Source organism: Xanthomonas sp. BRIP62411 (assembly GCF_003993525.1).
Lineage (GTDB): Bacteria > Pseudomonadota > Gammaproteobacteria > Xanthomonadales > Xanthomonadaceae > Xanthomonas > Xanthomonas euroxanthea.
Genome location: NZ_QEZI01000008.1, coordinates 446,152 through 472,011, shown reverse-complemented (window position 1 = coordinate 472,011; position 25,860 = coordinate 446,152). Strand labels below are relative to the sequence as shown.

The window sequence follows — 25,860 nt, the reverse complement described above, 5'->3', positions numbered from 1 at the left end:
TCGGGGCGAATGTGGGTGAGTTACTTACACAGCGTAGGGGGTCGCCGAGCATGGGGGCGACAGGCCGGGGTTTGGTAGCTGCTTCGCCATTTCGTTCCCCATGGTCAGGAAGCTCCTGATTGAGCGGGTGCGCGGCGATGGGCATAGTGCCGGGCACGTCGAGCGAGCACCATGACCACCACGCATCCTCAACTTATCGGCGCACTTCTCAAGGGCATCCGACGCGCCGAATCCGCGCGCGCAGCCTCTATTGCGTATTGCGCCGAATTGGCCGGGCAGATGCGCTTTGACTACGGCACTCCGGACGATGCGGGCAAGGTGCTGGAGATGTTCGCACTGGATTCCGAGCAGATCCGCGAGCTGGGGCTGGTGGGCGTGGAAGAACTGGGCGAGGCGGTCTGCCATGCCTGGTCCATCAACGCCGGCGAGCTGGATCGGGTGGTGCAGTGGTTCTCGGCGCCCAGGGTCGAGTTCGTCGGCAAGCACTGCCGCGAGCTGATCCGGGCCGGGCGCATCGGGCCGGTGCTGACCATGGCCCGCGAGCACGCCTTGCTGCGCCATCGCTGAGCGCCGCCAGACTCGGGCGCGCCCGGCCGCTTTACGCTAGCCGGCGCAACAGCAATACTCGCTGACCCTTCCAACCTCAGTTTTGCCAATGCGCCAGGTTCCGCCCGCTTCATCCGCCGCCGCCGCCAAAGCCCAATTGCTGGAAGAGCTGCGCAAGCTCGAGCAGGAAGAAGCCCAGCTGAAGTACGCCCAGACGCTGGAAGCCTTCGACCAGGTGGTCGAGGTGCTGACCCAGTTCGGCAGCCGCTTCAATGCCAAGCAGAAGTCCCAGATCGCGTCGCTGGCAATGACCGGCAAGTCCAAGGGGCCGTTGTCGTCCACGGGCGAGGTCGTCGCCAAGTACTGGATTCCGCATTCCGGCGAGACCTGGTCCGGGCGTGGCCGCACACCGCGCGCGTTCAAGGCATGGGAAGGCACCAGCTCCTACAAGGAATGGAAGGCCAACCATCCGGACAAGCGATTCCCGTTGTATCCGGGCTGAGTTCTTGAAGAGTCAAGGGCTGGCCGCACGCGCGCGTGTCGCCTGGCGATTACGGCCTTCCTGCACCTTGGTTTTATCGCTGTAAGTGCCGCGCTGCATTGCAGGCGTTGCCGGATCGTGCAATCCAGGCTGGCAGTGATTACGCTTGCCGATGTCGCCGTGATCCAGGCCATAGGTGTCATCGATACCGCCTTAAAAAGCGCTTTCGCCAGCAAAGCAATCGGAGCTTGATCTGCGATCGCGCCGTCGTCAGGCGCGCTGCTGTTTGACCCGCGCTTGACGCGCAGCTGGGTGTCAGCGGCAGAGTGGTAACCGCACACGAAAACAGCAGCGGTATTTACCGACCGGCAGTGCAGATCCGGTTCAAACCGGAGCATCCATTGGCTCTGTCGACGCAATAAAAAACGCGCGGCCTGCCGGAGTTCCGGCAGACCGCGCGTCTGGTTTATCGCATCAGGGTTACTGGTCGTTCTTGCACTCGAATACCGACACGCTGCGCGGCGGGGCCAGGAATTCGCTGGCGCCTGCCGGCATCATGTCCACTTCCAGGGCTTCGTCGGTCGAGAGCACCAGCTTCCAATGCACCGGTTCGTCGGTCGAGGGCAGGGTGAAGGTGACGCCTTCGTGGTAGGCATTGATGACGATCAGCAAGGTGGCGTCGTTGGCCAGTTCCTTGACGCCGGAGGTCTGTGCCTTGCCTTCCAGCAGCAGTCCCACCGAGCGCGCGCCGGCGTCGGTCCAGTGCGCGTCGTCCATCTCGGTCCCGCCCGGATTGAGCCAGGTGAGATCGCGCAGGCCCGCTTCTTCGTTGTACTGGCCGTTGAGGAAGCGGCCGCGCGACAGGATCGGATAGCGCTTGCGCAATTGCGTCAGCGCCTTGACGAAGTCGGTCAGGCGGCCATCGGTCGGGTCGTTTTCCCAGTCCAGCCAGGTGATCTCGTTGTCCTGGCAATAGGTATTGTTGTTGCCGCCCTGCGACTGCGCACGCTCGTCGCCGGCGAGCATCATCGGCGTGCCTTGCGAAAGCAGCAGCGTGGCAAGCAGGTTCTTCATCTGCCGCTCGCGGATCTGCAGCACGTCCGCATTCTCGGTGTCGCCTTCCTCGCCGTAGTTGCAGGAGCCATCGTTGGACGAGCCGTCGCGGTTGTCCTCGCCGTTGGCCATGTTGTGCTTTTCGTTGTAGCTCACCAGGTCGCGCAGGGTGAATCCATCGTGCGCGGTGATGAAGTTGACCGATGCCCACGGGCGGCGACCGCGACGATCGAACAGGTCTGCCGAGCCGGTGAAGCGGGTGGCGAACTCGGCCAGCTTGCCGTCTTCGCCCTTCCAGAACTCGCGCGCATTGTCGCGGAACTTGTCGTTCCATTCCGACCAGCCCGGCGGGAAGTGACCGACCTGGTAGCCGCCGGGGCCGCAGTCCCAGGGCTCGGCGATCAACTTGACCTCCGACAGCAGCGGGTCCTGGTTGCATGCATCCAGGAAGCCGCCGCGCTGGTCGAAGCCGCTCGGCTCGCGTCCCAGGATCGTGGCCAGATCGAAGCGGAAGCCGTCCACATGCATCTCGCTGGCCCAGTAGCGCAGCGAATCGTTGACGAACTGGATCACCCGCGAGTTGCTCAGATTGAGCGTATTACCGGTGCCGGTGTCGTTGATGTAGTAACGCTTGTCTTCGGCAAGGCGATAGTAGCTGGCGTTGTCGATGCCCTTGAACGACAGCGTCGGGCCAAGCTCGCTGCCTTCTGCGGTGTGGTTGTAGACCACGTCCAGGATCACCTCCAGGCCCTGCTTGTGCATGGCCTTGACCATGTCGCGGAATTCATCGCGATGCCCGCTGGACAGGTAACGCGACTTCAACGCGAAGAAGCCGATGGTGTTGTAGCCCCAGTAATTGCGCAGGTCCTTGTCCAGCAGATGCTGGTCGTCCAGATACGCATGCACCGGCAACAGTTCGACCGCGGTGATGCCCAGGTCCTTGATGTATTGCAGGACCTGCGGCTGTGCCAGGCCGGCAAAGGTGCCACGCACGGCTTCCGGTACCTGCGGGTTGCGCATGGTGTAGCCACGCACATGGGTCTCGTAGATCACCGTCTCGTTCCACGGCGTCAGCAGGCGCGCGTCGTCTTCCCAGTCGTAGGTGTCTTCGACCACCACGCACTTGGGCATGAACGGCGCACTGTCGCGCTCGTCGAAGCTCAGGTCGCCGTCCGGGTGGCCCACGGTGTAACCGTAGAGTTCGTCCGCCCAGATCAGGTCGCCATCCATCTCGCGTGCGTACGGGTCCATCAACAGCTTGTTGTGGTTGAAGCGGTGGCCTTCGGTCGGTTCATACGGGCCATGCACGCGGTAGCCGTAGCGCTGTCCGGGTTTGACGTCGGGCAGGTAGCCGTGCCAGATCTCGTTGGTGTATTCCGGAAGGTCCACCCGCACTTCGGTGCCCTGTTCGTCGAACAGGCACAATTCCACGCGGGTGGCATGCGCGGAAAACAATGCAAAATTGGTGCCCTTGCCATCGAAGACGGCGCCGCGCGGAAACGGGCGTCCTTGGCGGATGCGGGAGGGGTTGGCGTAAGCCGCGCTTGCTGGACGTCGCATTGAGAGTCTCGGGTGCGCCGGCATGCCGGCATTGAGGGGACTCAAGCATTGCGTGGGCAGCTGTGCAAACTGCGTCACGACGGCAGGGGGGCGGCGTGAGGGCGGTTGTTGCAGGGCGTGGCCGCCGATTATTTTCTGACCGCAGTGACGGAGAAACAGGGCGCACGGCCGCAGGGATCTGACATGTACGCATCGCGCAGGTCGGCTGCGTTGTCTATGCGGCTGTCGCCAGACAAACCCTCTCTGTGCATCACCGGTGTCATGCGCGCGCGCTTGAGCGCCGCGCAGCCGCCCTGCTAGCATCCAGGCCGTCGGAGTCATGCAACGCATGCAGTGTGACAGCTGCCTTGCTGCGTCGCTTCCGCCTCCCATTCTCGGGGCCGTCGCACACCCGTCGAACGCAGCATGCAGGGCAGGGACGCTGCCCGCCCGTGCAATCGACCGGCAGACCTGCGGACTTGGGTCACTCCGTCATCAGACTCCGACCATGTCCAGGCCGCGCCGTACCCCTGCTGCGATGAAAATCGCCATCCTTTCCCGCAACAGCAAGCTGTACTCGACCCGGCGGCTCATCGAGGCCGGGCGCAAGCGTGGCCACACCGTGCGCATCCTCGACCCGCTGCGCTGCTACATGCGCATCGCCGCCGACGGCTTCAGCCTGCACTACAAGGGCAAGCCGATCACCGGGTTCGACGCGGTGATCCCGCGCATCGGCGCATCGGTCACCCGCTATGCCACCGCGGTGTTGCGCCAGCTCGAATTCATGGGCACCTACACCCCCAACCCCTCCGATGCCATCCTGCGCTCGCGTGACAAGCTGCGCGCGCATCAGTTGCTGGCCGCGCAAGGCATCGACATGCCGGTGACCGTGTTCGGCGACAACCCCGACGACACCCAGGACCTGCTGTCGATGCTCGGCCCGCCGCCGCATGTGGTGAAGTTGAACGAGGGCGCGCAGGGCGCCGGGGTGATCCTCACCGAGAAAGCCAGCGCCTCGCGCGGTGTGGTCGAGGCGCTGCGCGGGCTCTACGCCAATTTCATCGTGCAGGAGTTCATCGGCGAGGCCGAGGGCGCGGACCTGCGCTGCTTCGTGGTCGGTGACCGGGTCGTTGCCGCCATGCGCCGGCAGGCGGCCGAAGGCGACTTCCGTTCCAATCTGCATCTGGGCGGCAGCGCCGCGGTGGCCCAGGCCACCGAGCAGGAACAGGAGGTCGCGGTGCGCTCGGCGCGCGCGCTGGGCCTGGCCGTGGCGGGCGTGGACCTGATCCGTTCCACACGCGGGCCGCTGGTGCTCGAGGTCAATTCGACCCCCGGACTGGAGGGCGTGGAAGGGGTCTGCGAGGTGGACGTGGCGGCGGCGATCATCCAGCACCTGGAGCAGTCGATCCGCTGATCGGGCCACCCGCGTTGTTATCGAAAATTTAACGAAAATCTAATCCTTTCCTCGCTAGCCTCACCCGACCGTAGCTCCGCTCTCGGCAGTGACGGTGATCGGGATGAACTTTTGGCCCAAGTGCGTTGTCGCACTTGGGCCTTTTTATGTGGCGGCTTGCTGCCCCCAGGCTTCGCGTCTACATTCGCTGATGTTAAATCGCTCAGGCACACAAGGAGGCGTCGGCATGGCAAGGCAACGCGGCATTGGAAGGCTGCTCATCGTGATCGGTCTGCTGACCGGCCCTGCCTGCGCAGTGGCGGCCGATATCGACATGCCGTCCAGGCCGCCGGCGCAGCAGGTGCCTAGCGATCTGCACAAGGGCCAGACGCACTCCGGGATCAGTCAGGATGAGCACGTTAAGGTGACAGCGTCACCCGAGCGCATCGCGGCCGCGTCTGAGGCACAGCCGGATGTCACCGCGCTGCTGCCCGAGCAGCGCGCAGGCTCGCATAACGACCAGGAGCTCATCACCCAGATTTTGACCATGGCAGGCGAAGATGGTCGGCCAACCGCCGGCGCGCGCGTGCACCTGGTTCGCAGATCAGTACCGGGCAGTGTCTGACCGCCGCCGCGTGCGGCCATCAAACGACTATAAGCCAACACGAAATTTCTCGGCGCCAGCGCTAAAAACAGTTTAACGAATGAGGTTCCAGTGCGAATTCTAGTAATCGAAGACAACAGCGATATCGCCGCCAATCTGGGCGACTATCTCGAAGACCGCGGCCACACGGTGGATTTTGCTGCCGATGGCGTGACCGGGCTGCATCTGGCCGTGGTGCATGAGTTCGACGCCATCGTGCTCGATCTCAACCTGCCCGGCATGGATGGCATCGAAGTGTGCCGCAAGCTGCGCAACGAAGCGCGCAAGCAGACACCGGTGCTGATGCTCACCGCGCGCGATTCGCTGGACAACAAGCTGGCCGGTTTCGACTCCGGTGCAGACGACTACCTGATCAAGCCGTTTGCATTGCAGGAAGTGGAAGTGCGGCTCAATGCGCTGTCGCGTCGCGGCAAGGGCGTGCACACCCGCGTGCTGGAAACCGGCGACCTGGAATACAACCTGGACACGCTGGAAGTGCGTCGCCGCGGCAAGCTGCTGCAGCTGAACCCCACTGCGTTGAAGATCCTGCAGTCGCTGATGGAGGCCTCGCCGGCCGTGGTCACCCGCCAGGAGCTGGAAACCCGCGTCTGGGGCGAAGAACTGCCGGATTCGGACTCGCTGCGGGTGCATATCCACGGCCTGCGCGCGGTGGTCGACAAGCCGTTCGACGTACCGATGATCCAGACCCGTCACGGCATCGGCTATCGCATCGCCTCGCCCGATGCCTGAAAGCAATAACGGCGCGCGGCCGGCGCGCAAGCGCGGCCGTTACCGGCGGCGTCTGCGCAGCCGCATCATCCTGTCGTTCGTGTTGTTGGGCTTCTGCCTGACCACGCTGTTCGCCTTCGCCACCAACTGGGCACGTTCGCGCGTGGAAAACCAGTTGGTCGAAGACGTGATGAACCGCAATATCGACGCCTTCGCGCAGCGCTTCTACTCCGACCCGCTGCGCAACCCCGATCTGCCGGTGCAGCAGATGCGCGGGCGCGTGGTCAAGAGCGACAAGTTCGATGCGCTGCGGCTGGAACAGCCGGAGTGGTATCAGCTGCCCGACGGCATCCACACCATCTCCGGCGTGGACGACAGCGGCAACGCGTATTCGTACAAGCTGGCGGTACGCAAGACGCCGAGCGAGTGGTTCTTCCTCGCCTACGACATGACCCAGACGCTCAAGGGCGAGATCCAGCTCAAGCGCACGCTGATGCTCTCGGTGCTGGTGTTCAGCGGCTTTTCGCTGTTGATCGGCTGGTGGTCTGCATCCAAGGTGATGCGCCCGGTGTCGGACCTGGCCGCGCGCCTGCGTGCCTACCGCGGCGGCACCAGCGAGCCCAAGCCGCTGGCCGCGCACTTCCCGGACGATGAAGTTGGCCAGCTGGCTGAAGCGCTGGACGATTACTCGGCCCGCCTCACCGAAGTGGTGCAGCGCGACCGCGAATTCAACGCCGACGTCAGCCACGAACTGCGCACCCCGCTGGCGGTGATTCGCGGCGCCACCGAACTGCTGCTCACCAAGCCCAATCTCGACGAAAAGATGCTGCAGCGCCTGCAACGCATCCAGCGCGCCGAACTGCAGTGCAGCGATTTGATCGGCTCGCTGCTGCTGCTCTCGCGCAACGAGCGCGGGCAGGGCAGCAGCAATGTCGCCAAGGTGGCCGAACAACTGATCGACGCGCACCGCGCCCAGCTCGGCGGCAAACCGCTGGAGCTGCTGCTGGAAGGCGAGCGCGACCTGGTCATCGATGCGCCCGAATCCGCCTTGTCGGTAGCGCTGGGCAACCTGATCGGCAACGCGGTCAAGTACACCCAGGACGGCCAGGTGCGCGTACGCGTACTTGCCGATGCAGTGGAAGTGATCGACTCCGGCCCCGGCCTGAGCGAGGAAGACGCCGCCAAGTTGTTCCAGCGCGGTTACCGCGGCACCCACGCCGGCCACTCGCAAGGCGGCGGTATCGGCCTGTCGATCGTCAGCCGGCTGTGCGACCTCTACGGCTGGCGCGTCAGCGTACGCCCAGGCCAGCAACGCGGCGTCATCGCAACACTCGCCTTCCACCGCTAACCACCACCCGCACCTCCGTAGGAGCGCACCCGGGCGCGACAGCCTTACCCATAGCGTCCCCCAAGGCAGCGCCTCCAACCAACAACCGCACCCAAAACACCCCTCAGCGCTCCACCACCGTCACCACCAACTCGCCCGCACGCGCAGTGATCTGCAGCTTGCACCCAACCGCAAACCCCAGCTGCTCCAGCCATAGCCCGCGCAAGCGCACGCTGGGAATCCGCTGGCTGTGGGGCCGGCCCGGTTCTGCATCGTAGAACGCATAGCCCACCGTGCAGCGCGTGGGCGTGCGTGCCTTGCGCGGTGGCCGCGGCGGCAGATCGTCCACGCGAGACCTGTGGCGGCGGTCGAAGGCGAGGTTGTCCACATCGAACGTGGGCGAGGGCACCAGCCGCATGGGCTGCGTGTCCTTTACCGGCGTGGCTGCTCGCTTGGCGGAAGCGGTGCACTTGACGTTCGGTTTGGACCGCATGGAGCTTGGAGAATTCGTTCGGCTCATCTCCTCACCTCCGCCAGCATCACGGAGCGACGACGCCCATTAACCTGCGAGATCGATACATTTGCCATGACAACGCCTCCTTCGAAGAACAGGCACCGTCGCCGGCCGGCGACGGGATGTCGGGAGGTTAGAAACCGTGCATAGTCGGCGGGCGTATTCCTCCCGAAGGAGTGTTGTATTAGCCGCCCTCCCGACGCAGGCATCGCGTCGGCTTGTACCTGCAGGCAGGCACAAAAAACCCACCGGTTTGACGGAGGTGGGTACCGCTATGCACGGAGTTTCTACGCTCCTTGAGGCGGAGATTGCTACTGGTTGTTTGCAATGTCAATGCAGCAACTAAATGCGGTCGGTGTCAGGGCGTTGATTGGCTTCGACTGCGTCAAGCTGCCTGGGAGACATGCCACGCATGCCGGAGGAGCGGTGCGCGGAGGGAACGAACGCCATGCAGCGTGTGCCAATGAAATCGCCGCCGATCATGGCAGCCGGCTGACCGTGGGAGCATCGTGGGTGCCTGGCCGTGGACGTCAGCGCCCGATGCGATGCGTTTGTGGCATTGCCCTGTAGGTCGCATCCAGCCGTTGCGCTTGTTGCGCCAACTGGTCCGTGTTGCCTTCGTTGCTGACGATGTCATCGGCAATCGCCAAGCGTTGTGCGCGAGATGCCTGCGCGGCAATCATCTGATCGGCAAGTGTTGCGGTAATCCCGTCGCGTTGCATCAGGCGAGCATGCTGAAGCGACACCGGCAGATCGACGACAACAATGCGGTCCAGCCAGGCATAGGTCGCTCGTCCGCCCGCTTCGGTCAGCAGGGGAATGGCGACGACCGTGTAAGGGCCCACTGCTGCCAGCGCGGCGCGCTGCAGTTCTGCACGAATGGCCGGGTGGGTGATCGCTTCCAGCGCTTTCCGTTGGGCTGGATCGGCGAAGACGATCTTGCGCAGCGCTTGGCGGTCCAGTGTTCCATCCGGTAACAGAATCTCGCGGCCGAACTGCTCGGTAATGGCGTCGAGAATGGGGCCAGGCGCCACGACCTGGCGCGCAACGAAATCCGCATCAATGACCGGCACGCCCAGCTTCTCAAATTCGGCGGCCAGGGCGCTCTTGCCGGAGGCGATGCCGCCAGTGAGGCCGACGATGAAGTCGCTCATCGCCGTAGCCCGGTCAACGAAGGCCTGCGAAGTGCAGGTAACCGTCGACTATATCGTTGCCCCAGAAGAACACCACCCAGCCGGCGATGGCCAGGTAGGGGCCGAACGGGATCGGGGTGGCGCGGTCGCGGCCCTTGGCCACCAGCCAGATCGAACCGAGGATGGCGCCGACCAGCGAGGAGATCAGGATGATCGGCAGAATGCCTTTCAATCCGCACCAGGCGCCGAGCGCGGCCAGCAACTTGAAGTCGCCGTGACCCATGCCTTCCTTGCCGGTGAGCTGCTTGAACAGCCACCACACCGTCCACAGCGAGACATAGCCCACCGCCGCGCCCAGCAGGGCGGGCTTGGCCGGCATGTAGAGGTTGTCCATCGAGCCGACCAAGCCCAGCCACATCAGCGGCAAGGTCAGCTGGTCCGGCAAGAGCTTGTGGCGCAGGTCGATGCCCGACATCGCCACCAGGAAGCAGCTCAGCACGATCGCGCCGAAGCCCTGCCAGCCGAAGCCGAAGCGCCAGACGCTGGCCACGCACAGGATCGAGGTCAGCAACTCCACCAGCGGGTACTGGATGGAGATCGGTTTGCCGCTGTAGCGCGACTTGCCGCGCAGCAACAGCCAGCTGAAGAGCGGGATGTTCTCCCACCACTTGAGCTTGTCGCCGGTGACCGGGTCATGTGACGGCTCCACCACGATCCCTGGCGGCGGTGGCTCGTAGATGTCCGGCAGCTCCAGGATCTCGCGCGCATCGCGCCGCCACTGCCACTCCATGCGCTTGGGCAAGCGCAGGATCACCACGTTCAGGAAGCTGCCGATCAGCAGTCCCAGTCCGGCCGCGGCGGGAAAGCCGAGACCGGGATGCTGGTCGAGAAATGCCATTACGTCTTAACCCACCACTGCGCCAAGTTTGAAGATCGGAAGATACATGCCGATGACCATGCCGCCTACGATAGTACCGATGAACACCATAATTAGTGGTTCAAGGAGACTGCTGAGCGCATCAACGGCATTGTTGACTTCCTGCTCGAAGTACTCGGCAACTTTGAACAACATCGTATCCAGTGCGCCTGCTTCTTCACCGATTGCGGTCATCTGGATCACCATATGGGGGAACAGGTTGACCTGCTTCATTGCCATGTTGACCGGATAGCCAACCGACACGTCGTCCCGCATGCGTAGCACGGCTTCTTCGTACACTTTGTTGCCGGTGGCGCCTGCTACGATGCCGAGCGCTTCAACTAGTGGAACGCCCGCTTTGAAAGTAACAGCAGTGGTTCTAGCAAAACGCGCAATGGAACTGTTGTGCATGATTTGACCAATAATCGGGAATTTCAAAATCAGTCGATCCATGCTGTGCTGCATACGGGGTGAGCGTTTATAAGCAAAGATTGATCCCGCGGCACAGCCTACTCCTGCGATAAGCATAATCCACCAGTAGCTAACCATGAAGCGCGATGCATTTACGATCATTTGTGTAAAAGCCGGCAGCTCAGCTCCAAAGCTCTTAAAAACTTCTTCAAACTGAGGTACGACGAAAATAAGAAGAATTGCGCTGACTATGATCGCTACCGCGACAACCATGGCGGGATAGAATAAAGCCTTTTTTATCTTCCCTTTTAGGGCCTCGATATTTTCTTTATAGCTAGCAACTGTATCTAAGACTGTTTCTAATACGCCCGCTCCTTCGCCCGCTCTTACAAGGTTGCGATAAAGTTCGTCGAATTGTACGGGGTGCTTGCTGATCGCTTCATGGAGTGAGGATCCGCCCTCAATGTCAGTTCGGATTCGACCAACCATCTGTTTCATTCTCGGGTTCTTATGTCCTCCGCCAATAATCTCTAATGAGCCAACAATTGGGACGCCCGACTTCATCATCGTGGCCATCTGGCGGCTGAAGAACGCAATATCCTTTGGCGTAATTTTTTTTCCGGCTGCACCAAAGAGCGGTTTGGGCTTGGCCTTCACGGAGGAGGGCATGATCCCTTGACGACGAAGTTCGGCTCGCAACATATTCACATTGCGAGCACTCTGTTCGCCTTTCATCTTAACACCGCGCTTGTCCGTCCCCTCCCAGAGGAACGACTGCATTTGGCTACCCCTGTCTGCCACTTGCTTTTTCATAGCGTGTCGTGCCGCTGACATTTGCTTTCCCCGTCGGCCACCCCAGGCCGTAATTCGGCAGATAGTAGCGGGTTTCACCGCGGTATACATCCCCTGGCTACGCCAAGTCTAGGCTGCCTTTTGACCAACTCTGGCGCATTAGCGGCGAAAAGTGACCTTCTGCGTCACACTGTTTGCTCAATCTCAATTGAGAGAGCTGCCTATTTACACCGCCAGGCGGTCTGGCATGATGAGCCATGTAGGGCTATACGGTGATGCGCGGAAATTGGCATGAAAGGTGCATATCGTAGGCCTGCAGGACCCTAAGGCTTGGGGAGGTTTAGCTAAATCAAGTCTGAGGAATTAATCTACTTAACTCTGGGGATGGAAATGAAAAAGCAGCAAGGTTTTACTCTTATTGAATTGATGATTGTTATTGCCATCATCGCGATCCTAGCCGCCATTGCTCTTCCGGCATATCAGGATTACACCATTCGAAGCAAAGTCAGCGAAACCATGATTGCTATGTCTGCAGCTAAGCTGGCGGTAGCTGAGACTGCCCAGTCTCAAGGTATTCTGGCAACTGCCGTTACTAACAACACCGCCGCTGGATACTCCGGGCAAACTACCGATAAGGTGGCAAGCGTGGTCATCGCCAATGGTGTGGTCACCGGTACTTCCAAGAACACTGGCGCAAAAGTTGAGCCGATCTTGAAGCTTACCCCCACGCAGGCTGATAAAGACTCGCCGATTACATGGGCTTGCAGCTACACCGCTGGTGAAGCTAAGCATGTCCCGGCAAGCTGCCGTACCGCTGGCTGATCTAATAAGTGAGTGGATTTTGATGGCAAGGCCCCGCTTTTTCGGGGCCTTGTCCTTATTTGACGGCAAGTTGATCGATTCCAACAGTACCGTTCTAGAGTTCTGTCAGCTTAGGGTACGCAAATTGGGGGTGTAAGATGAGTGCTGGAGTTTCTGTCAATCTCGTTGGCATAACAGGAATCGCCAGGCGCTTGGTCCAAGACGGTGTTCTAGAGGAGGCTGCTGCACGATCTGCAATGGATCAGGCGGGTAGTGCCAAAGTACCGTTGCCCCAATGGTTTTCTGAGAAAAAGTTGGTGACGGCTGCTCAGCTAGCTGCAGCCAACGCTGTCGAGTTCGGTATGCCGCTACTTGATGTGTCGGCGTTCGACGCCAGCCAGAATGCGGTCAAGCTAGTCAGTGAAGAGTTGCTTCAGAAATATCAGGTGCTGCCTTTGTTCAAGCGCGGCAACCGGTTGTTCGTGGGGGTGAGCAACCCAACTCAGACCAGGGCGCTGGACGATATCAAGTTCCATACGAACCTGGTGGTCGAGCCTATCCTGGTCGACGAGGACCAGATTCGTCGCACCTTGGAGCAGTGGCAGGCCAGCAATGCGTCGCTTGGCTCATCGCTCGGTGACGACGATGACGACATGGGGGATTTGGACGTGTCGGCCGGGGACGAGGACATGGGCGCCGGCGGGGATGCCGGAGTCGATGCCAAGGGCGACGACACGCCGGTGGTGAAGTTCGTCAACAAGGTGCTGGTGGATGCGATCCGGCGGGGAGCCTCCGACATCCATTTCGAGCCCTATGAAGACGACTATCGGGTGCGCTTGCGGATCGACGGGCTGCTGAAGAACGTGGCCAAGGCGCCGGTGAAGCTGAACCAGCGCATCGCGGCGCGCCTGAAGGTGATGTCGCAGCTGGATATCGCCGAGAAACGGGTGCCGCAGGACGGGCGCATCAAGCTCAACCTGTCCAAGACCAAGCAGATCGACTTCCGTGTCAGCACCTTGCCGACGCTGTTCGGCGAGAAGGTGGTGCTGCGTATCCTGGACGGCAGCGCGGCCAAGCTGGGTATCGAGAAGCTGGGCTACGAGGCGGACCAGCAGAAGCTGTTCCTGGAGGCGATCCACAAGCCCTACGGCATGGTGCTGGTGACCGGGCCGACCGGTTCGGGCAAGACGGTGTCGCTGTACACGGCGCTGGGCATCCTCAACGACGAGACGCGCAACATCTCCACTGCCGAGGACCCGGTCGAAATCCGCCTGCCTGGCGTCAACCAGGTGCAGCAGAACAACAAGCGCGGCATGACGTTTGCGGCGGCGTTGCGCTCGTTCCTGCGCCAGGACCCTGACATCATCATGGTCGGCGAAATCCGCGACCTGGAAACGGCCGAGATTGCGATCAAGGCCGCGCAGACCGGTCACATGGTGCTGTCCACGCTGCACACCAACGATGCGCCGCAGACCATCGCGCGTTTGATGAACATGGGTATTGCGCCGTACAACATCACCTCGTCGGTGACGTTGGTGATTGCGCAGCGTCTGGCGCGACGGTTGTGCAACAACTGCAAGCGCAGATCGAGCCTGCCCGAGCATGCATTGCTGGCGGAGGGGTTCACTGCAGAGCAGCTCGCTGCCGGTATCGAGCTGTATGAGGCAGTCGGTTGCGACGAGTGCACCGAAGGCTACAAGGGCCGTACCGGTATCTACCAGGTGATGCCGATGACCGACGAGATTGGCGCGATCGTGCTGGAAGGCGGCAACGCGATGCAGATCGCCGAGGCCGCGCAGAAGATCGGCATCCGCGACCTGCGCCAGTCTGCGCTGGTCAAGGCCGCGCACGGGGTGACCAGCCTGGCCGAGATCAATCGGGTAACCAAGGACTGAGGGTCGGGAATCGGGAATCGGGATTGGGGAATCGGAGAAGCTGGCTACAGCGGTAATCCTTTTCCCCCCAAGCTTTTGCTCGACGGTTTTGAGACTGGGCAAAGTTGCGAAGGCCAAAAAAACGGCGCTTCCTCGTAAGAGGAGCGCCGTTTTTTATTGTGAGAACAGCATCAGGCCATGAATGCCGTCTTCAATGCTCAAGGAGACATAGAGGTCAGAACGGAGCAGTAAGGACGAGCGAACGAAGCGAACTCGCTTTTACGATTTCCCAATCCCGATTCCCCATTCCCGGCCCTTCTACTCCATCCCCAACTTCTTGAGCTTGTAGCGCAGCGCACGAAACGTGATGCCTAGCTGCGCGGCGGTTCTGGTCTTGTTCCAACGATTCTCTTCCAGCGCTTTCTGGATCGCGGCGCGTTCCAGCTGCTCGATATACGAGGGCAGGGCGGCCGAGGCGGGGTCGATGTCGACCACGGCTTCGCGCGGTTCGACGGCGGCGTTGCCGGGGGTGGCGGCCAGGCGGTGGCCGCCGTGGGCGGGCAGGCGCAGGTCGGTGGCGCTGATCTGGTCGTCTTCGGCCAGGGCCAGGGCGCGTTCGAGGATGTTTTCCAGCTCGCGCACGTTGCCCGGGAAGCCGTACTGGTCCAGCGCGTCGAGCGCGGACTGGGTCAGTAGCGGTATCGGGCGGCCATGGCTGTGCGCCAGGCGGGCGATGATTGCCGCGGCCAGCTGCGGCAGGTCGCCGCCGCGTTCGCGCAACGGCGGCACGCGCAGTTCGATGACGTTGATGCGGTAGTACAGGTCGTGGCGGAAACGACCATCGGAGACCAGATCGCCCAGGTTCTTGTGCGTGGCCGAAAGGATGCGCACGTCCACCAGCGACTCGCTGGAGGCGCCGACCGGGCGCACCGATTTTTCCTGGATTGCACGCAGCAGCTTGACCTGCATCTGCAGCGGCAGTTCGGCCACTTCGTCCAGGAACAGCGTGCCGCCATGCGCGGCCTGGAACAGGCCGGGCTTGTCGGCATGCGCGCCGGTGAAGCTGCCCTTCTTGTGGCCGAAGAACTCGCTTTCCATCAGTTCGGCGGGGATGGCGCCGCAGTTGACTGGCACGAACGGGCCGGCCGCGCGGGCGCCCTGTTCGTGGATGGTGCGGGCGACCAGCTCCTTGCCCACGCCCGATTCGCCGACGATGTAGACCGGCGCCTGGCTACGCGCCACCTTGCCGATGGTGGCGCGCAGGCTTTCCATCGCGCTGGAATCGCCCAGCAGGCGGCTGGCCTGTTCCGGCGGCGGCGCCGGCGGAGCGGGGCGGTCGCGGTTGTTCAATTCCAGTGCGTGCTTGACCAGGCCGCGCAGCACGCTGATGTCCACCGGCTTGCTGACGAAATCGAAGGCACCGGCCTTCAAGGCCTCCACCGCCAGGTCCATGCTGCCGAACGCGGTGATCATCGCCACCGGGGTCTGCGGATAGTGCTTGGCGATTTCGGTGACCAGCTCGATGCCGTTGCCGTCGGGCAAGCGCATGTCGGTCAGGCACAGGTCGTAGGGATTGTTGGCCAGCAGCTCGCGCGCTTCGGCCAGGTTGGCGGCGGTGCTGATGCGCAGGCCCATCCGGCCCAGGGTGAGAACAAGCAGTTCGCGAATGTCACGCTCGTCATCGACAACCAGGGCACTTTTCGGTTCGTTCATGTGGCGCACGATAGCCCAGGGCGATGACAGTCGACAATTGCCGGCCGAGTGCGGGCCCAACGATTCACATGATCAAACAACGGGCGCGGCGGGACGCACGAAGCGTAGCGGCTGACCGCAGATACACGAATGCAGCGCCGTTGCAGGCAGATGCGCCATGGGCTTGCTGCAGGCGTGACGCAACGATCCCGCTCATTTCCCGAGCAGGCTGTTGGGCCCCTGCAACAGGATCCGGAAGCAGGCGCCGCCGCCCGGCACCGACACATAGTCCAGTTGCGCCTGGTTGGCGCGGCACAGCTCCTGGGCGATGTACAGGCCGAGCCCGGTACCGTGCTCGGAGGTGGTGTAGAACGGGCGGAACAGCTGTGCGGCCACTGTCTCGGGGATGCCCGGGCCGCGGTCGATGACATCGATCACCGCCATGCGCTCCAGGCGTTCGACGCGCAGCTTCACCCGCGCCGGCTCGTCCATCACCCGGCCGTACTTGAGCGCGTTGTGGACCAGCGCGGTCAGGATCTGGTGCAGGTGCTTGGGGTCGACCAGGGCATGCACGGACGCGCCTTGAATGCTTGCTTCCAGGATGTCGGTTTCCATCGACAGGGTCTGCCGGTACTCGATCACGAAGCGGCGCACGAACGCGGCCAGGTCCAGGTTGTCCGGGTTAGCGCGTTCGCGCCGGGCCAGCGCAAGCACGCTTTCGACGATGCCGTTGGTGCGCTGGCATTGCTGGTGGATGATTTGCAGCAGGCGGCGGTCGGCATCGCCGATGTCCGGGGATTCTTCCAGCAATTGCGAGGCGTAGCTGATCGCCGCCAGCGGGTTGCGGATCTCATGCGCCAGGCTGGCCGAAAAGCGTCCCATCGCCGACAGGGTGAGCGATTCGGCGCGCCGCGACACTACGCTGGCATCGTCCAGGAACACCAGTACCAGGTCGCTGTCGGCGAGCAGGCGCACGAAGCGCGGCTGGACTTCCGGGCGGTCGGCGCCCAGTTGCAGCGGGGCCTCTTCCTGGCGCCAGCCGCTGCGCCAGCGCTGCAGGCGGCGCGCCAGCTCCGGGGTGAGCGCGGCCAGCGACAGGTCGACCGGGGCGTTGCGCTGGTCGCCATCGCCGAGCAGCGCCAGCGCCGCCTCGTTGGCCAGGGTGATGCGGTTGTGCGTATCGACCACCAGCACGCCGGTGCGCATGCGGCGGATGATCAGCTCGTTGATCTCGTAGAGATTGGCGACCTGCGCACCGCGCTCCTCGGCCAGCACCTGATTGCGGCGCGCCCGCGAGGCGATCTGTTCGCAGATGAAGGCCACTGCGACATAGCTGGTGGCGAACATCGCCAGTTCGGCGATCGGGCGGGTGGCGCCGCCGCCTTCCAGCACGGTCCACAGGTACTCCAGCACGGTGGCGGCGCTGGCGAGCACGGCAATGCTCATGCCATAGCGCAGGCGCAGCAGGATCGAGGCGGCGGCGACATTGAACAGCAGCATCATCGCGATGCCGGCGCTGGCGCCGGGCAGCGCATGCGTGGCCAGCGTCGCGGCGAGGATGTCGGCGATCACCGCGCACAGCACGGTGGCGGTCAGGCGGCGCTCGTTGCGTCCCCGGAACAGCAGCGGGATGGCCATCGCCAGGTAGCCGATCGCCACACCGGCCGCCAGGCGCGGGTAGCGGGGCTCGGGGATCGCGTCGGACAGGGGGCTGAACACCAGTGCGGCGATCAGCCCGGCCACCAGCACCCGGTACAGCGAAAAGAAGTACAGCTCGCGCTGTGGCGCGGACTGGATCCGGTCGATAAGCGATGGGCTGGATGGCAAACCGATTCCCCGCGGGCGCAAGCGGCGAGTATAGGCAGGTGCGCGGCCCACGCAGCGCTTGCGCACAGTGCCGGGCTGGACGCAAGCGCCGCCAGCGGCGGGGCACTCGGGCCGACTTTTGCGCCGCACGGCGTGGTCGGCCACAATAGGCGGCCCGTTCGCGTCTCTTGACGTGCCGCCCTGGCGGTCTGCGTTGCACGCAGCGGTCGTTTCCTTTTCCCACGGTGACGCATGAATTTCCACGAATACCAGTCAAAACAGCTGCTTGCCGAGTACGGCATCCCCGTTCCGGCCGGCAAGGTCGCGGCGACCCCGGACGAAGCGGTTGAAGTCGCCAATTCCCTGGGCAAGGGCCCCTGGATGGTGAAGGCGCAGATCCACGCGGGCGGTCGCGGTAAGGCTGGCGGCGTCAAGTTCTGCAAGACCACCGACGACGTGAAGGCCGCAGCGGCCAAGATGCTCGGCACCAAGATGTCCACCTACCAGACCGCCGGCGTCGAGCTGCCGATCAACCTGGTGCTGGTGACCACCGCCGGCGAGATCGTCAAGGAGCTGTACCTGTCGATCCTGGTCGACCGCGGCACCAAGACCATCACCTACATCGCCTCCAGCGAGGGTGGCGTGGAGATCGAGCAGGTCGCCGCCGAGACGCCGGAGCTGATCCACTCGCTCAACGTCGATTTCGTCGAAGGCGTGCAGGGCTACCACGGCCGCGATTTCGGCTTCAAGCTCGGCCTGACCGCCAAGCAGGCCGGCCAGTTCGCCAGCATCATGGTGAACCTGTATCGCCTGTTCAACGAAAAGGACCTGGCGCTGGTTGAAATTAACCCGCTGGCCATCCTGGACGACGGCAACCTGTACGCGCTGGACGGCAAGTTCGACAGCGACGACAACGCCGCGTTCCGTCAGAAGCAGCTGGTCGCCATGCGCGACAAGACGCAGGAAGACGAGACCGAAGTGACCGCGTCGGAGCTGGACATCAACTACGTCACCATGGACGGCAACATCGGTTGCATGGTCAACGGCGCCGGCCTGGCCATGGCCACCATGGACGTGATCAAGCTCAACGGCGGCGAGCCGGCGAACTTCCTGGACGTGGGCGGCGGCGCCAACAAGCAGCGCGTCATCGAGGCATTCAAGCTGATCCTGTCCTCGGACAAGGTCGAAGGCATCTTCGTCAACATCTTCGGCGGCATCGTCCGCTGCGACATGATTGCCGAGGGCATCATCGCGGCGGTCAAGGAAGTGGGCGTCAAGGTTCCGGTCGTGGTGCGCCTGGAAGGCACCAACGTGGAAGAAGGCAAGCAGCTGCTGCGCGACAGCGGCATGGCCATCATCCCGGCCGACAACATCAACGACGGTGCCAAGAAGGTCGTCGAAGCTGTCAAGAACGCCGCCTGATTCACGACACCGAAGGAACTATCCATGTCCGTTTTGATTAACAAGAACACCAAGGTGATCGTGCAGGGCTTCACCGGCCAGCAGGGCACCTTCCACGCCACTCAGATGATCGAGTACGGCACCCAGGTCGTCGGCGGCGTGACGCCGGGCAAGGGCGGCACCACGCATATCGACCTGCCGGTGTTCAACACCGTGGCCGATGCCGTCAAGGCCACCGGCGCAGACGCGTCGGTGATCTACGTGCCGCCGCCGTACGCGGCCGATGCGATCCTGGAAGCGGCTGCGGCCGGCATCAAGGTCATCGTCTGCATCACCGAAGGCATCCCGGTGCTGGACATGCTGCGCGTCAAGAACGTGCTGACCCGCTCGCATCCGGACACCGTGCTGATCGGGCCGAACTGCCCCGGCGTGATCACCCCGGGCGAGTGCAAGATCGGCATCATGCCGGGCCACATCCACAAGCCGGGCAAGATCGGCATCGTGTCGCGTTCGGGCACCCTGACCTATGAAGCGGTCAAGCAGACCACCGAAGTGGGCCTGGGCCAGAGCACCTGCATCGGTATCGGTGGCGATCCGATCAACGGCCTGAACTTCGTCGACTGCCTCAAGCTGTTCAACGAAGATCCGCAGACCGAAGGCATCATCATGGTTGGCGAAATCGGTGGCGACGCCGAGGAAGCTGGCGCCGAGTACATCAAGCAGTTCGTGAAGAAGCCGGTCGTCGGCTTCATCGCCGGTGCCTCGGCTCCGGCCGGCAAGCGCATGGGCCACGCCGGTGCGATCGCATCGGGCGGCAAGGGCACTGCCGAAGGCAAGTTCGCGGCGATGGAAGCCGCTGGCGTCAAGACCGTCCGTTCGCCGGGCGATCTGGGTGCGGCGATTGCTGCGCTGGTGAAGTAAGCACGCCGCGCGCGCAAGCGTGTGAGCGTCAGAGAGGCCGCCTTCGGGCGGCCTTTTTTGTGGGCGTTTGGAACATCCCCTCATCCGCCCTTCGGGCACCTTCTCCCGCAGGCGGGAGAAGGGAGCAACAGCTACAGCAAGAGCAAGAGCAGGAGCAGGAGCAGGAGCAGGAGCAAGAGCAGGAGCAGGAGCAGGAGCAAGAGCAGGAGCAAGAGCAGGAGCAAGAGCAGGAGCAGGAGCAGGAGCAGGAGCAGGAGCAGGAGCAAGAGCAAGAGCCCGGTCATGTTCTCAAGCACGCCAGGTTTGTCGTTCTCCGGCAAATCGACGGAGCACACCGTGGTCAGGCAACTGCCGCTGCCCAAGCCCCCGCCGGCAGCGACATCCCCCCTCCCGCCTGCGGGAGAGGGGTAGGGGTGAGGGCGCTTCCCGCGCGGCGATCTCCGACGCCAAAGTGCCATCGACACCGATGGCGCCACCCGGGCGGCACCAGTCACCGTGGCCATCCTCCTGCCGAGAATGTCGATGCGCCACGCCGCCAAGACCGGATTCGCCAAGCGCCTGCGTCGTGAGATGACCGCCGCCGAGCGCGCGCTTTGGTATCGGTTGCGAGATCGGCGTCTGCTCGGCTTCAAGTTCCGGCGTCAGGTCCCCATCGGGCCCTACATCGTCGATTTCGTCTGCCTTGCCCGGGCGTTGATCGTCGAAATCGACGGTAGCCAGCACCTGCTGCCGGGTGCGGATGCCACGCGCGATGCTTTCCTGCGCCGCGAGGGCTTCCAGGTGCTGCGCTTCTGGAATAATGCGGTGCTGGCGAGTGGCGACGACGTCTGCGAGATGATCGCGCGAGGTCTGCTTGCGGCTCGTCCTCCCTTTCCGCTTCCGTGCTTCGGAAAACACACGCACAAGGCCGTTGACATGTCCCAGACGCTCCGCATTGCCATGGCGCAGTTCGACTTTCCGGTCGGTGCCGTGGCGCGCAATACCGATCGCATCATCGACTTCATCGCGGCAGCGCGCGATGAGTTCGGTGCGGACATCGTGCTGTTTCCCGAGCTGGCGATCAGCGGTTACCCGCCGGAAGATCTGCTGCTGCGGCCCGGTTTTCTGGCCCATTGCGAGGAAGCGCTGGCGCGCATCGCCGCCAGCACGCGCGGGGTCGTGGCGGTGGTCGGCTGGCCGCAGAGTGCCGGCAGCGTGGTCTACAACGCCGCCAGCGTGTTGCGCGACGGGCGCATCGAAGCGACGTACCGCAAGCGCGAGCTGCCCAATTACGCGGTATTCGACGAGCGCCGCTATTTCGACGTGGACCCGGATGGCGATAACTGCGTTGTCACGGTCAAGGGCGTGCAGGTGGGCGTGGTGATCTGCGAGGACCTGTGGTTTGTCGAGCCGTTGGCCAGGACCGTGCAGGCCGGCGCCGAGCTGGTGCTGGTGCCCAACGCCTCGCCCTACGAGCGCGGCAAGCATGCGCAGCGCGATGCCTTGCTGGCCGAGCGCACCCGCGAGAGCGGGGCGGCGATCGCCTATCTCAACGTGGTCGGCGGGCAGGATGCGCTGGTGTTCGACGGCGCCTCGGTGGTGGCCGATGGCGACGGCACCGTACATCCGGCCGCCGCCGCGTTTGTCGATCAGTGGCTGGTGGTGGACTACGCCGCCGGCGAGCGCAGCTTCACTCCGGTGGTGTGGGTGGACGACGGCGACGAAAGCATGGATGCGCTGGCCTGGCGCGCCGTGGTGCGCGGGCTGCAGGACTATTGCCGCAAGAACGGTTTCAGCAAGGTGTGGCTGGGCCTGTCCGGCGGCATCGATTCGGCGCTGGTGCTGGCGATGGCGGTCGACGCGCTGGGCGGCGACAACGTTACCGCGGTGCGGCTGCCGTCGCGCTACACGGCCAATCTGTCCAACGACCTGGCCGACGAGCAATGCCGCGCGCTGGGCGTCAAGCTGGAAACTATCGCGATCGAGCCGGCGTTCGAAGGCCTGCTCGCCGCGCTGGGGCCGATGTTCGAAGGCACCCAGCCGGACATCACCGAAGAGAACCTGCAGTCGCGCAGCCGCGGGGTGATCCTGATGGCGCTGTCCAACAAGTTCGGCGGGCTGTTGCTGACCACCGGCAACAAGAGCGAATACGCGGTGGGGTACGCCACCATCTACGGCGACATGTGCGGCGGCTACGCCCCGCTCAAGGACCTGTACAAGACCGAAGTGTTCGGCCTGGCCAAGTGGCGCAATACCGTGGGCGGGGCGCCGGTGATTCCGCCGGCAGTGATTTCGCGCCCGCCCTCGGCCGAGTTGCGCGACAACCAGACCGACCAGGATTCGCTGCCGCCCTACGATGTGCTGGACGGGATCCTGTATCGCTACGTCGACCAGGAGCAGTCGCGCGACGACATCGTCGCGGCTGGCTACGCCACCGATACGGTGGAACACGTGCTGCGGCTGGTGCGGCTCAACGAATGGAAGCGCCACCAGGCCGCGCCCGGGCCGAAGGTGTCGCGGCGCGCGTTCGGTCGCGAGCGGCGTTACCCGATCACCAATGGGTATTCTGGCCAGTAGCCCGATTGGCTATTGCGGTCGGTCGTCCGGCGCATTGGCCACCGCTGCGGCGGCCGGCGCCTGGGCGAAGCGGGTGAGCAGGTCCAGGGTCGGCTTGGGCCGCGTCAGGTCGTACATCAGGCCGAAATGGCCTTCGGCGCCCTCGATGCTGGTCTGGTCCAGCAATTCGTAGACGTTCACCTCGGACACCACGTCGGCGTAGTTGTCGCGCACGTTGCGCAGCAGCTGCGCCAGGCTGTCGTAGCAGCCGCGGTCGCCTTCCGCACCGCCGGTGGTGTTGCCGGTGTAGATCTCCGCACAGTTCAGCTCGTTGAAGAACACCGGCGTCTTGTAGGTCTGCGCGGCGGTGCGCAGCTGGCCCAGATACAACGTGCTCCAGTAGCCGGCGTCCTGGTGGAAGGCGTAGTAGTGGAAGCTGATGTGGTCGAAGTTGAAGCCGGCCGCCTTGGCCTTGGCCAGGAACCACAGCGAGCCATTGCGGTCACCCGGGCAGCGTGCGTTGGCGCTGCGGTCGTCGCTGTTGCAGGCGGTGATGTTGATGGTGAAGCGCAGGCCGGCGCCCAGTTCGTTGGAGGCCTGGCGCATGCCCAGGTACATCGTGGTCATCGCCGCGATGCGGGCATCGGCCTCGGCGCGCACCAGATCCTGTTCATTGCCGATCTCCCAGACCTTGATGTCGGCCGCATAGCGACGCGCCAGCTGGTAACCGATCTCGCGCGACATCGGGTACACCATCGGGCGCAGCGTGATGCCGTACTTGCGCGCCAGCGGGACCAGCGCATCCAGCGTGGCGTAATCGCGCGGGTCCACATCGAAGCGGTAGCTGTGCAGATTGCGCGCGGCCAGCAGCTTGAAGCGGGCCTCGGCCTGGGCGATGGGGTAGGCCGAGCGGCTGTCGTGGGCGTTGACGCCGTAGACGATGGGAGCCGCGGTGGCGGTGGTGGTCATTGCCGCCAGCAGCAGGCCAAGCATGAACGGGATGATGCAACGGGTCATGCGGCCTCCTGGCGGGCGTCAGCGGGAGTGAGCTTCCCGAGGCCGAGTATAGGCAGCGCGCAGGCGCGGTTCGGTGACCTGGTGCCAGGTCTGGCGAGGTGAACGCGACTGCCGCAGGCAAGCGCGCTCGGCGGCGCGAGGACGCGTGGTGTGCAAGCGTGCACGTCCGTAGTGCGGGACGATCGATCTGTCGCTCGATCGGGCCTGGCTGTCGTCAGGCACGGCAGGCGCCTGCGACACTCAGCCGCGCCGCTGCCACCGGCATTGCGGCAGCGGCATTGCCGCAATAAGAAAAGGGGCCTTGCGGCCCCTTCTCATCACACCGGCGGCTGATCGCTCAGTCGCGGCTCATTTGTGCATTGCGCTGACCGGTGGCGGCGGACTTCTCGCCGGCGAACGGGTTGAGCTTGCGGATGGCCCACGGGTACTTCGGCCAATTGCCGGTCAGCCACGGATGCTGCGGGCTGTTGAGCTCCAGCACGCGGCGGGCATCGGCGGCCAGGGTCTTGTTGCCCAGGTGGGTGTAGGCCTCGGCCAGCACCGCCACAGCGTCGTATTGGTAGGCGCTCTGCGGATAGGTTTCCAGCAGGTAGTTGGCGCGACCGGCCGCCGACACCCAGGCATTGCGACGCAGGTAGTACAGCGCGTTGTCCAGTTCGTGCTGGGCGAACACGTCGCGCAGCTCGATCATGCGCTTGCGCGCATCTGGCGCGTAGCGGCTGTTCGGGTAGCGGTCGGTCACGGTGTTGAAGTCGTTGTAGGCCTGCTGCGGCGAGGACAGGTCGCGGCGGCTCGGGTCCAGCGACCAGACGCGGCGCAGGAACACCGTGTCGCGGTTGCTGTTGGCCAGCCCGCGCAGGTAATACAGGTACGAGATGTTGCGATGGGTCGGGTAGGTCCGGATGAAGCGGTCGACGCTGGAGACGGTGTCGTCGTGCTTGCCGGCCTTGTACTGAGCGTAGGCGGTTTCGATCATCGCCTGCTCGGTGTACGGGCCATACGGGTACTGGGCGATCAGGCGCTTGTAGCTGGCTTCGGCGCCGGCCCAGTTGCCTTTCTCCATCAGGTCGTGGCCCTTGCCGTAGAGCTGCTCGACCGGCATGCCCTCGTCGGGATTCTTGTCCTTGGCGCCGCGGTGGCAGCCGGTGACGACGAACGCCATGACCAGCATGAGGGCAATCAGGCGCGCAGGCGCGGAAAACGTGGACCGTCGGATCATGGGTCTGGGCAGGACGCATCAGGAAAACGAGAGCGCGATGATAGCCTAGTGGCCTGTCCGGCGACTGACTCCCGCCGCCCGGACCCCCAAATTCCCGCTTTTGCCCGAGTGCCTGTGTCCATGTCCGACCCATCTGCCGACCCCCTCGACCCGTCCATCCGCCAGGCCATCGTGCCCGACAACGCCGCAGGACGCCGTTTCGACGCGGTGCTGGCCGAGCTGTTTCCCGAATTTTCGCGTTCGCGCCTGTCGGAGTGGATCAAGTCCGGCGATGCGCTGCTGAACGGGGAAATGGCGCGCCCGCGCGACACCTTGCGCGGCGGCGAGAGCGTGCAGGTGCAGGTGGTGCTGGAAACCCAGACCCATGCCGCGCCGCAGGACATCCCGCTGAGCGTGCTGTACGAAGACGAGCAGGTGCTGGTGATCGACAAGCCGGCCGGGCTGGTGGTCCACCCGGGTGCCGGCAACCCGGACGGCACCCTGGTCAACGCCTTGCTGTTCCGCGATCCGGCGCTGGCGGCGGTGCCGCGCGCCGGCGTGGTGCACCGGCTGGACAAGGACACCAGCGGGGTGATGGTGGTGGCGCGCACCGTGCAGGCGCAGACCGCGCTGGTGGAGCAGCTGTCCGCACGCGATGTGCATCGCCAGTACCTGGCGGTGGTGGTGGGCGCGCTGGTCTCCGGCGGCACCGCCAATGCGCCGATCGACCGCCATCCGCGCGATCGGCTGAAGATGGCGGTACGCGACGACGGCCGCGATGCGGTCACCCATTACCGCCTGCGCGAGCGCTTCCGCGCGCATACCGCGCTGGAATGCCGGCTGGAAACCGGGCGCACCCACCAGATCCGCGTGCACATGGCGCACCTGAAATCGCCGATCGTCGGCGACCCGCTGTACGGCGGCGCGCTGAAGCTGCCCAAGGGCGCCAGCGACGAACTGGTGCACGAGCTGCGTACCTTCAAGCGCCAGGCATTGCATGCCGAAACCCTGGAATTCCTGCACCCGGTCAGCGGCGAGCCGGTGCGCGCCAGCGCGCCGGTGCCGGCGGACCTGCAGCGTCTGATGACCGCGCTGCGTGAAGACAGTGCGCGCGCCGCCGAGCTGGCACGCCGCTGAC

Annotated in this window: 21 protein-coding genes and 1 pseudogene; 13 read left to right on the top strand and 9 right to left on the bottom strand. The window is 63.9% G+C overall.

Annotation, left to right across the window (positions count from 1 at the left end; all coding sequences use genetic code 11):
* The first annotated feature begins 171 nt into the window (after positions 1-171).
* Together EO139_RS06350 and EO139_RS06345 are read left to right on the top strand one after the other, a co-directional pair.
* Positions 172-567 carry a hypothetical protein gene (locus tag EO139_RS06350; protein WP_115677268.1) on the top strand — a complete coding sequence of 132 codons (396 nt, stop codon included), beginning with the start codon at positions 172-174 and terminating at the stop codon, positions 565-567.
* Positions 568-655: 88 nt separating this feature from the next.
* The gene (locus EO139_RS06345) at positions 656-1,048 is read left to right on the top strand and encodes an H-NS family nucleoid-associated regulatory protein (RefSeq protein WP_104583655.1); all 393 of its coding nucleotides are present in this window, start codon (positions 656-658) and stop codon (positions 1,046-1,048) included.
* 459 nt (positions 1,049-1,507) lie between these two features.
* Here EO139_RS06345 and glgX read toward each other — a convergent pair whose 3' ends face one another.
* Positions 1,508-3,640, bottom strand: coding sequence for a glycogen debranching protein GlgX (gene glgX / locus EO139_RS06340; RefSeq protein ID WP_119127578.1), 2,133 nt, complete (start codon positions 3,638-3,640; stop codon positions 1,508-1,510).
* Positions 3,641-4,127: 487 nt separating this feature from the next.
* Between glgX and rimK the strand changes: the two genes are divergently transcribed.
* The 4 genes from rimK (at position 4,128) to EO139_RS06320 (ending at position 7,732) form a co-directional block, all read left to right on the top strand.
* Positions 4,128-5,033 (top strand): 30S ribosomal protein S6--L-glutamate ligase, encoded by a 906-nt coding sequence (gene rimK / locus EO139_RS06335; RefSeq protein ID WP_166763129.1) that lies wholly within the window; start codon positions 4,128-4,130, stop codon positions 5,031-5,033.
* A 226-nt stretch (positions 5,034-5,259) separates the two neighbouring features.
* A complete protein-coding gene (locus EO139_RS06330; protein ID WP_241235920.1) occupies positions 5,260-5,637 on the top strand; it encodes a hypothetical protein in 378 nt (125 codons plus the stop codon).
* 90 nt (positions 5,638-5,727) lie between these two features.
* Positions 5,728-6,405: a response regulator transcription factor gene (locus tag EO139_RS06325; RefSeq protein WP_006448355.1), complete on the top strand. Its 678-nt coding sequence runs from the start codon at positions 5,728-5,730 to the stop codon at positions 6,403-6,405.
* Positions 6,398-7,732 carry a HAMP domain-containing sensor histidine kinase gene (locus EO139_RS06320; protein ID WP_164739182.1) on the top strand — a complete coding sequence of 445 codons (1,335 nt, stop codon included), beginning with the start codon at positions 6,398-6,400 and terminating at the stop codon, positions 7,730-7,732. The genes EO139_RS06325 and EO139_RS06320 overlap by 8 nt, the downstream gene beginning before the upstream one ends.
* A 103-nt stretch (positions 7,733-7,835) precedes the next feature.
* Here the strand turns inward: EO139_RS06320 and EO139_RS06315 are convergent, their stop codons facing one another.
* From EO139_RS06315 to EO139_RS06295, 4 genes are all read right to left on the bottom strand, one after another.
* Positions 7,836-8,231 (bottom strand): SymE family type I addiction module toxin, encoded by a 396-nt coding sequence (locus tag EO139_RS06315; protein ID WP_126969779.1) that lies wholly within the window; start codon positions 8,229-8,231, stop codon positions 7,836-7,838.
* A gap of 524 nt (positions 8,232-8,755) precedes the next feature.
* Positions 8,756-9,379 (bottom strand): dephospho-CoA kinase, encoded by a 624-nt coding sequence (gene coaE / locus EO139_RS06305; protein ID WP_126969777.1) that lies wholly within the window; start codon positions 9,377-9,379, stop codon positions 8,756-8,758.
* 13 nt (positions 9,380-9,392) lie between these two features.
* Positions 9,393-10,256, bottom strand: coding sequence for an A24 family peptidase (locus EO139_RS06300; protein WP_126969775.1), 864 nt, complete (start codon positions 10,254-10,256; stop codon positions 9,393-9,395).
* A gap of 6 nt (positions 10,257-10,262) precedes the next feature.
* Entirely contained in the window at positions 10,263-11,519 is a 1,257-nt protein-coding gene (locus EO139_RS06295) for a type II secretion system F family protein (RefSeq protein ID WP_126969773.1), read from the bottom strand.
* Positions 11,520-11,867: 348 nt separating this feature from the next.
* Here EO139_RS06295 and EO139_RS06290 point away from each other — a divergent pair, with 348 nt between their 5' ends.
* Together EO139_RS06290 and pilB are read left to right on the top strand one after the other, a co-directional pair.
* Positions 11,868-12,299, top strand: coding sequence for a pilin (locus tag EO139_RS06290; RefSeq protein ID WP_043922199.1), 432 nt, complete (start codon positions 11,868-11,870; stop codon positions 12,297-12,299).
* A 137-nt stretch (positions 12,300-12,436) separates the two neighbouring features.
* A complete protein-coding gene (gene pilB / locus EO139_RS06285; protein ID WP_126969771.1) occupies positions 12,437-14,173 on the top strand; it encodes a type IV-A pilus assembly ATPase PilB in 1,737 nt (578 codons plus the stop codon).
* A gap of 297 nt (positions 14,174-14,470) precedes the next feature.
* On the opposite strand, the gene EO139_RS06280 is transcribed toward pilB, so the two are convergent.
* Positions 14,471-15,865, bottom strand: a complete 1,395-nt coding sequence (locus EO139_RS06280) for a sigma-54 dependent transcriptional regulator (RefSeq protein WP_164739749.1) — start codon at positions 15,863-15,865, stop codon at positions 14,471-14,473.
* Between the two features lie 192 nt (positions 15,866-16,057).
* The gene (locus tag EO139_RS06275) at positions 16,058-17,671 is read right to left on the bottom strand and encodes a HAMP domain-containing sensor histidine kinase (protein WP_104544483.1); all 1,614 of its coding nucleotides are present in this window, start codon (positions 17,669-17,671) and stop codon (positions 16,058-16,060) included.
* 231 nt (positions 17,672-17,902) lie between these two features.
* Between EO139_RS06275 and sucC the strand changes: the two genes are divergently transcribed.
* The 4 genes and pseudogenes from sucC (at position 17,903) to EO139_RS06255 (ending at position 22,528) form a co-directional block, all read left to right on the top strand.
* Positions 17,903-19,072: an ADP-forming succinate--CoA ligase subunit beta gene (gene sucC / locus EO139_RS06270; protein WP_016901264.1), complete on the top strand. Its 1,170-nt coding sequence runs from the start codon at positions 17,903-17,905 to the stop codon at positions 19,070-19,072.
* Positions 19,073-19,096: 24 nt separating this feature from the next.
* Positions 19,097-19,972, top strand: a complete 876-nt coding sequence (gene sucD / locus EO139_RS06265; RefSeq protein WP_047124757.1) for a succinate--CoA ligase subunit alpha — start codon at positions 19,097-19,099, stop codon at positions 19,970-19,972.
* Between the two features lie 522 nt (positions 19,973-20,494).
* Positions 20,495-20,854 (top strand): annotated as a pseudogene (locus EO139_RS21545) (DUF559 domain-containing protein); the annotation flags it as partial.
* 33 nt (positions 20,855-20,887) lie between these two features.
* Positions 20,888-22,528, top strand: coding sequence for an NAD+ synthase (locus EO139_RS06255; protein WP_206515124.1), 1,641 nt, complete (start codon positions 20,888-20,890; stop codon positions 22,526-22,528).
* Between the two features lie 9 nt (positions 22,529-22,537).
* Here EO139_RS06255 and EO139_RS06250 read toward each other — a convergent pair whose 3' ends face one another.
* Both EO139_RS06250 and EO139_RS06245 read right to left on the bottom strand, forming a co-directional pair.
* Positions 22,538-23,524 (bottom strand): hypothetical protein, encoded by a 987-nt coding sequence (locus EO139_RS06250; RefSeq protein WP_126969763.1) that lies wholly within the window; start codon positions 23,522-23,524, stop codon positions 22,538-22,540.
* A gap of 337 nt (positions 23,525-23,861) precedes the next feature.
* Positions 23,862-24,743: an outer membrane protein assembly factor BamD gene (locus tag EO139_RS06245; RefSeq protein ID WP_104583641.1), complete on the bottom strand. Its 882-nt coding sequence runs from the start codon at positions 24,741-24,743 to the stop codon at positions 23,862-23,864.
* Between the two features lie 120 nt (positions 24,744-24,863).
* On the opposite strand from EO139_RS06245, the gene rluD reads away from it, so the two are divergent.
* Positions 24,864-25,859, top strand: a complete 996-nt coding sequence (gene rluD, locus EO139_RS06240) for a 23S rRNA pseudouridine(1911/1915/1917) synthase RluD (RefSeq protein WP_104583640.1) — start codon at positions 24,864-24,866, stop codon at positions 25,857-25,859.
* Position 25,860 lies beyond the last annotated feature (1 nt).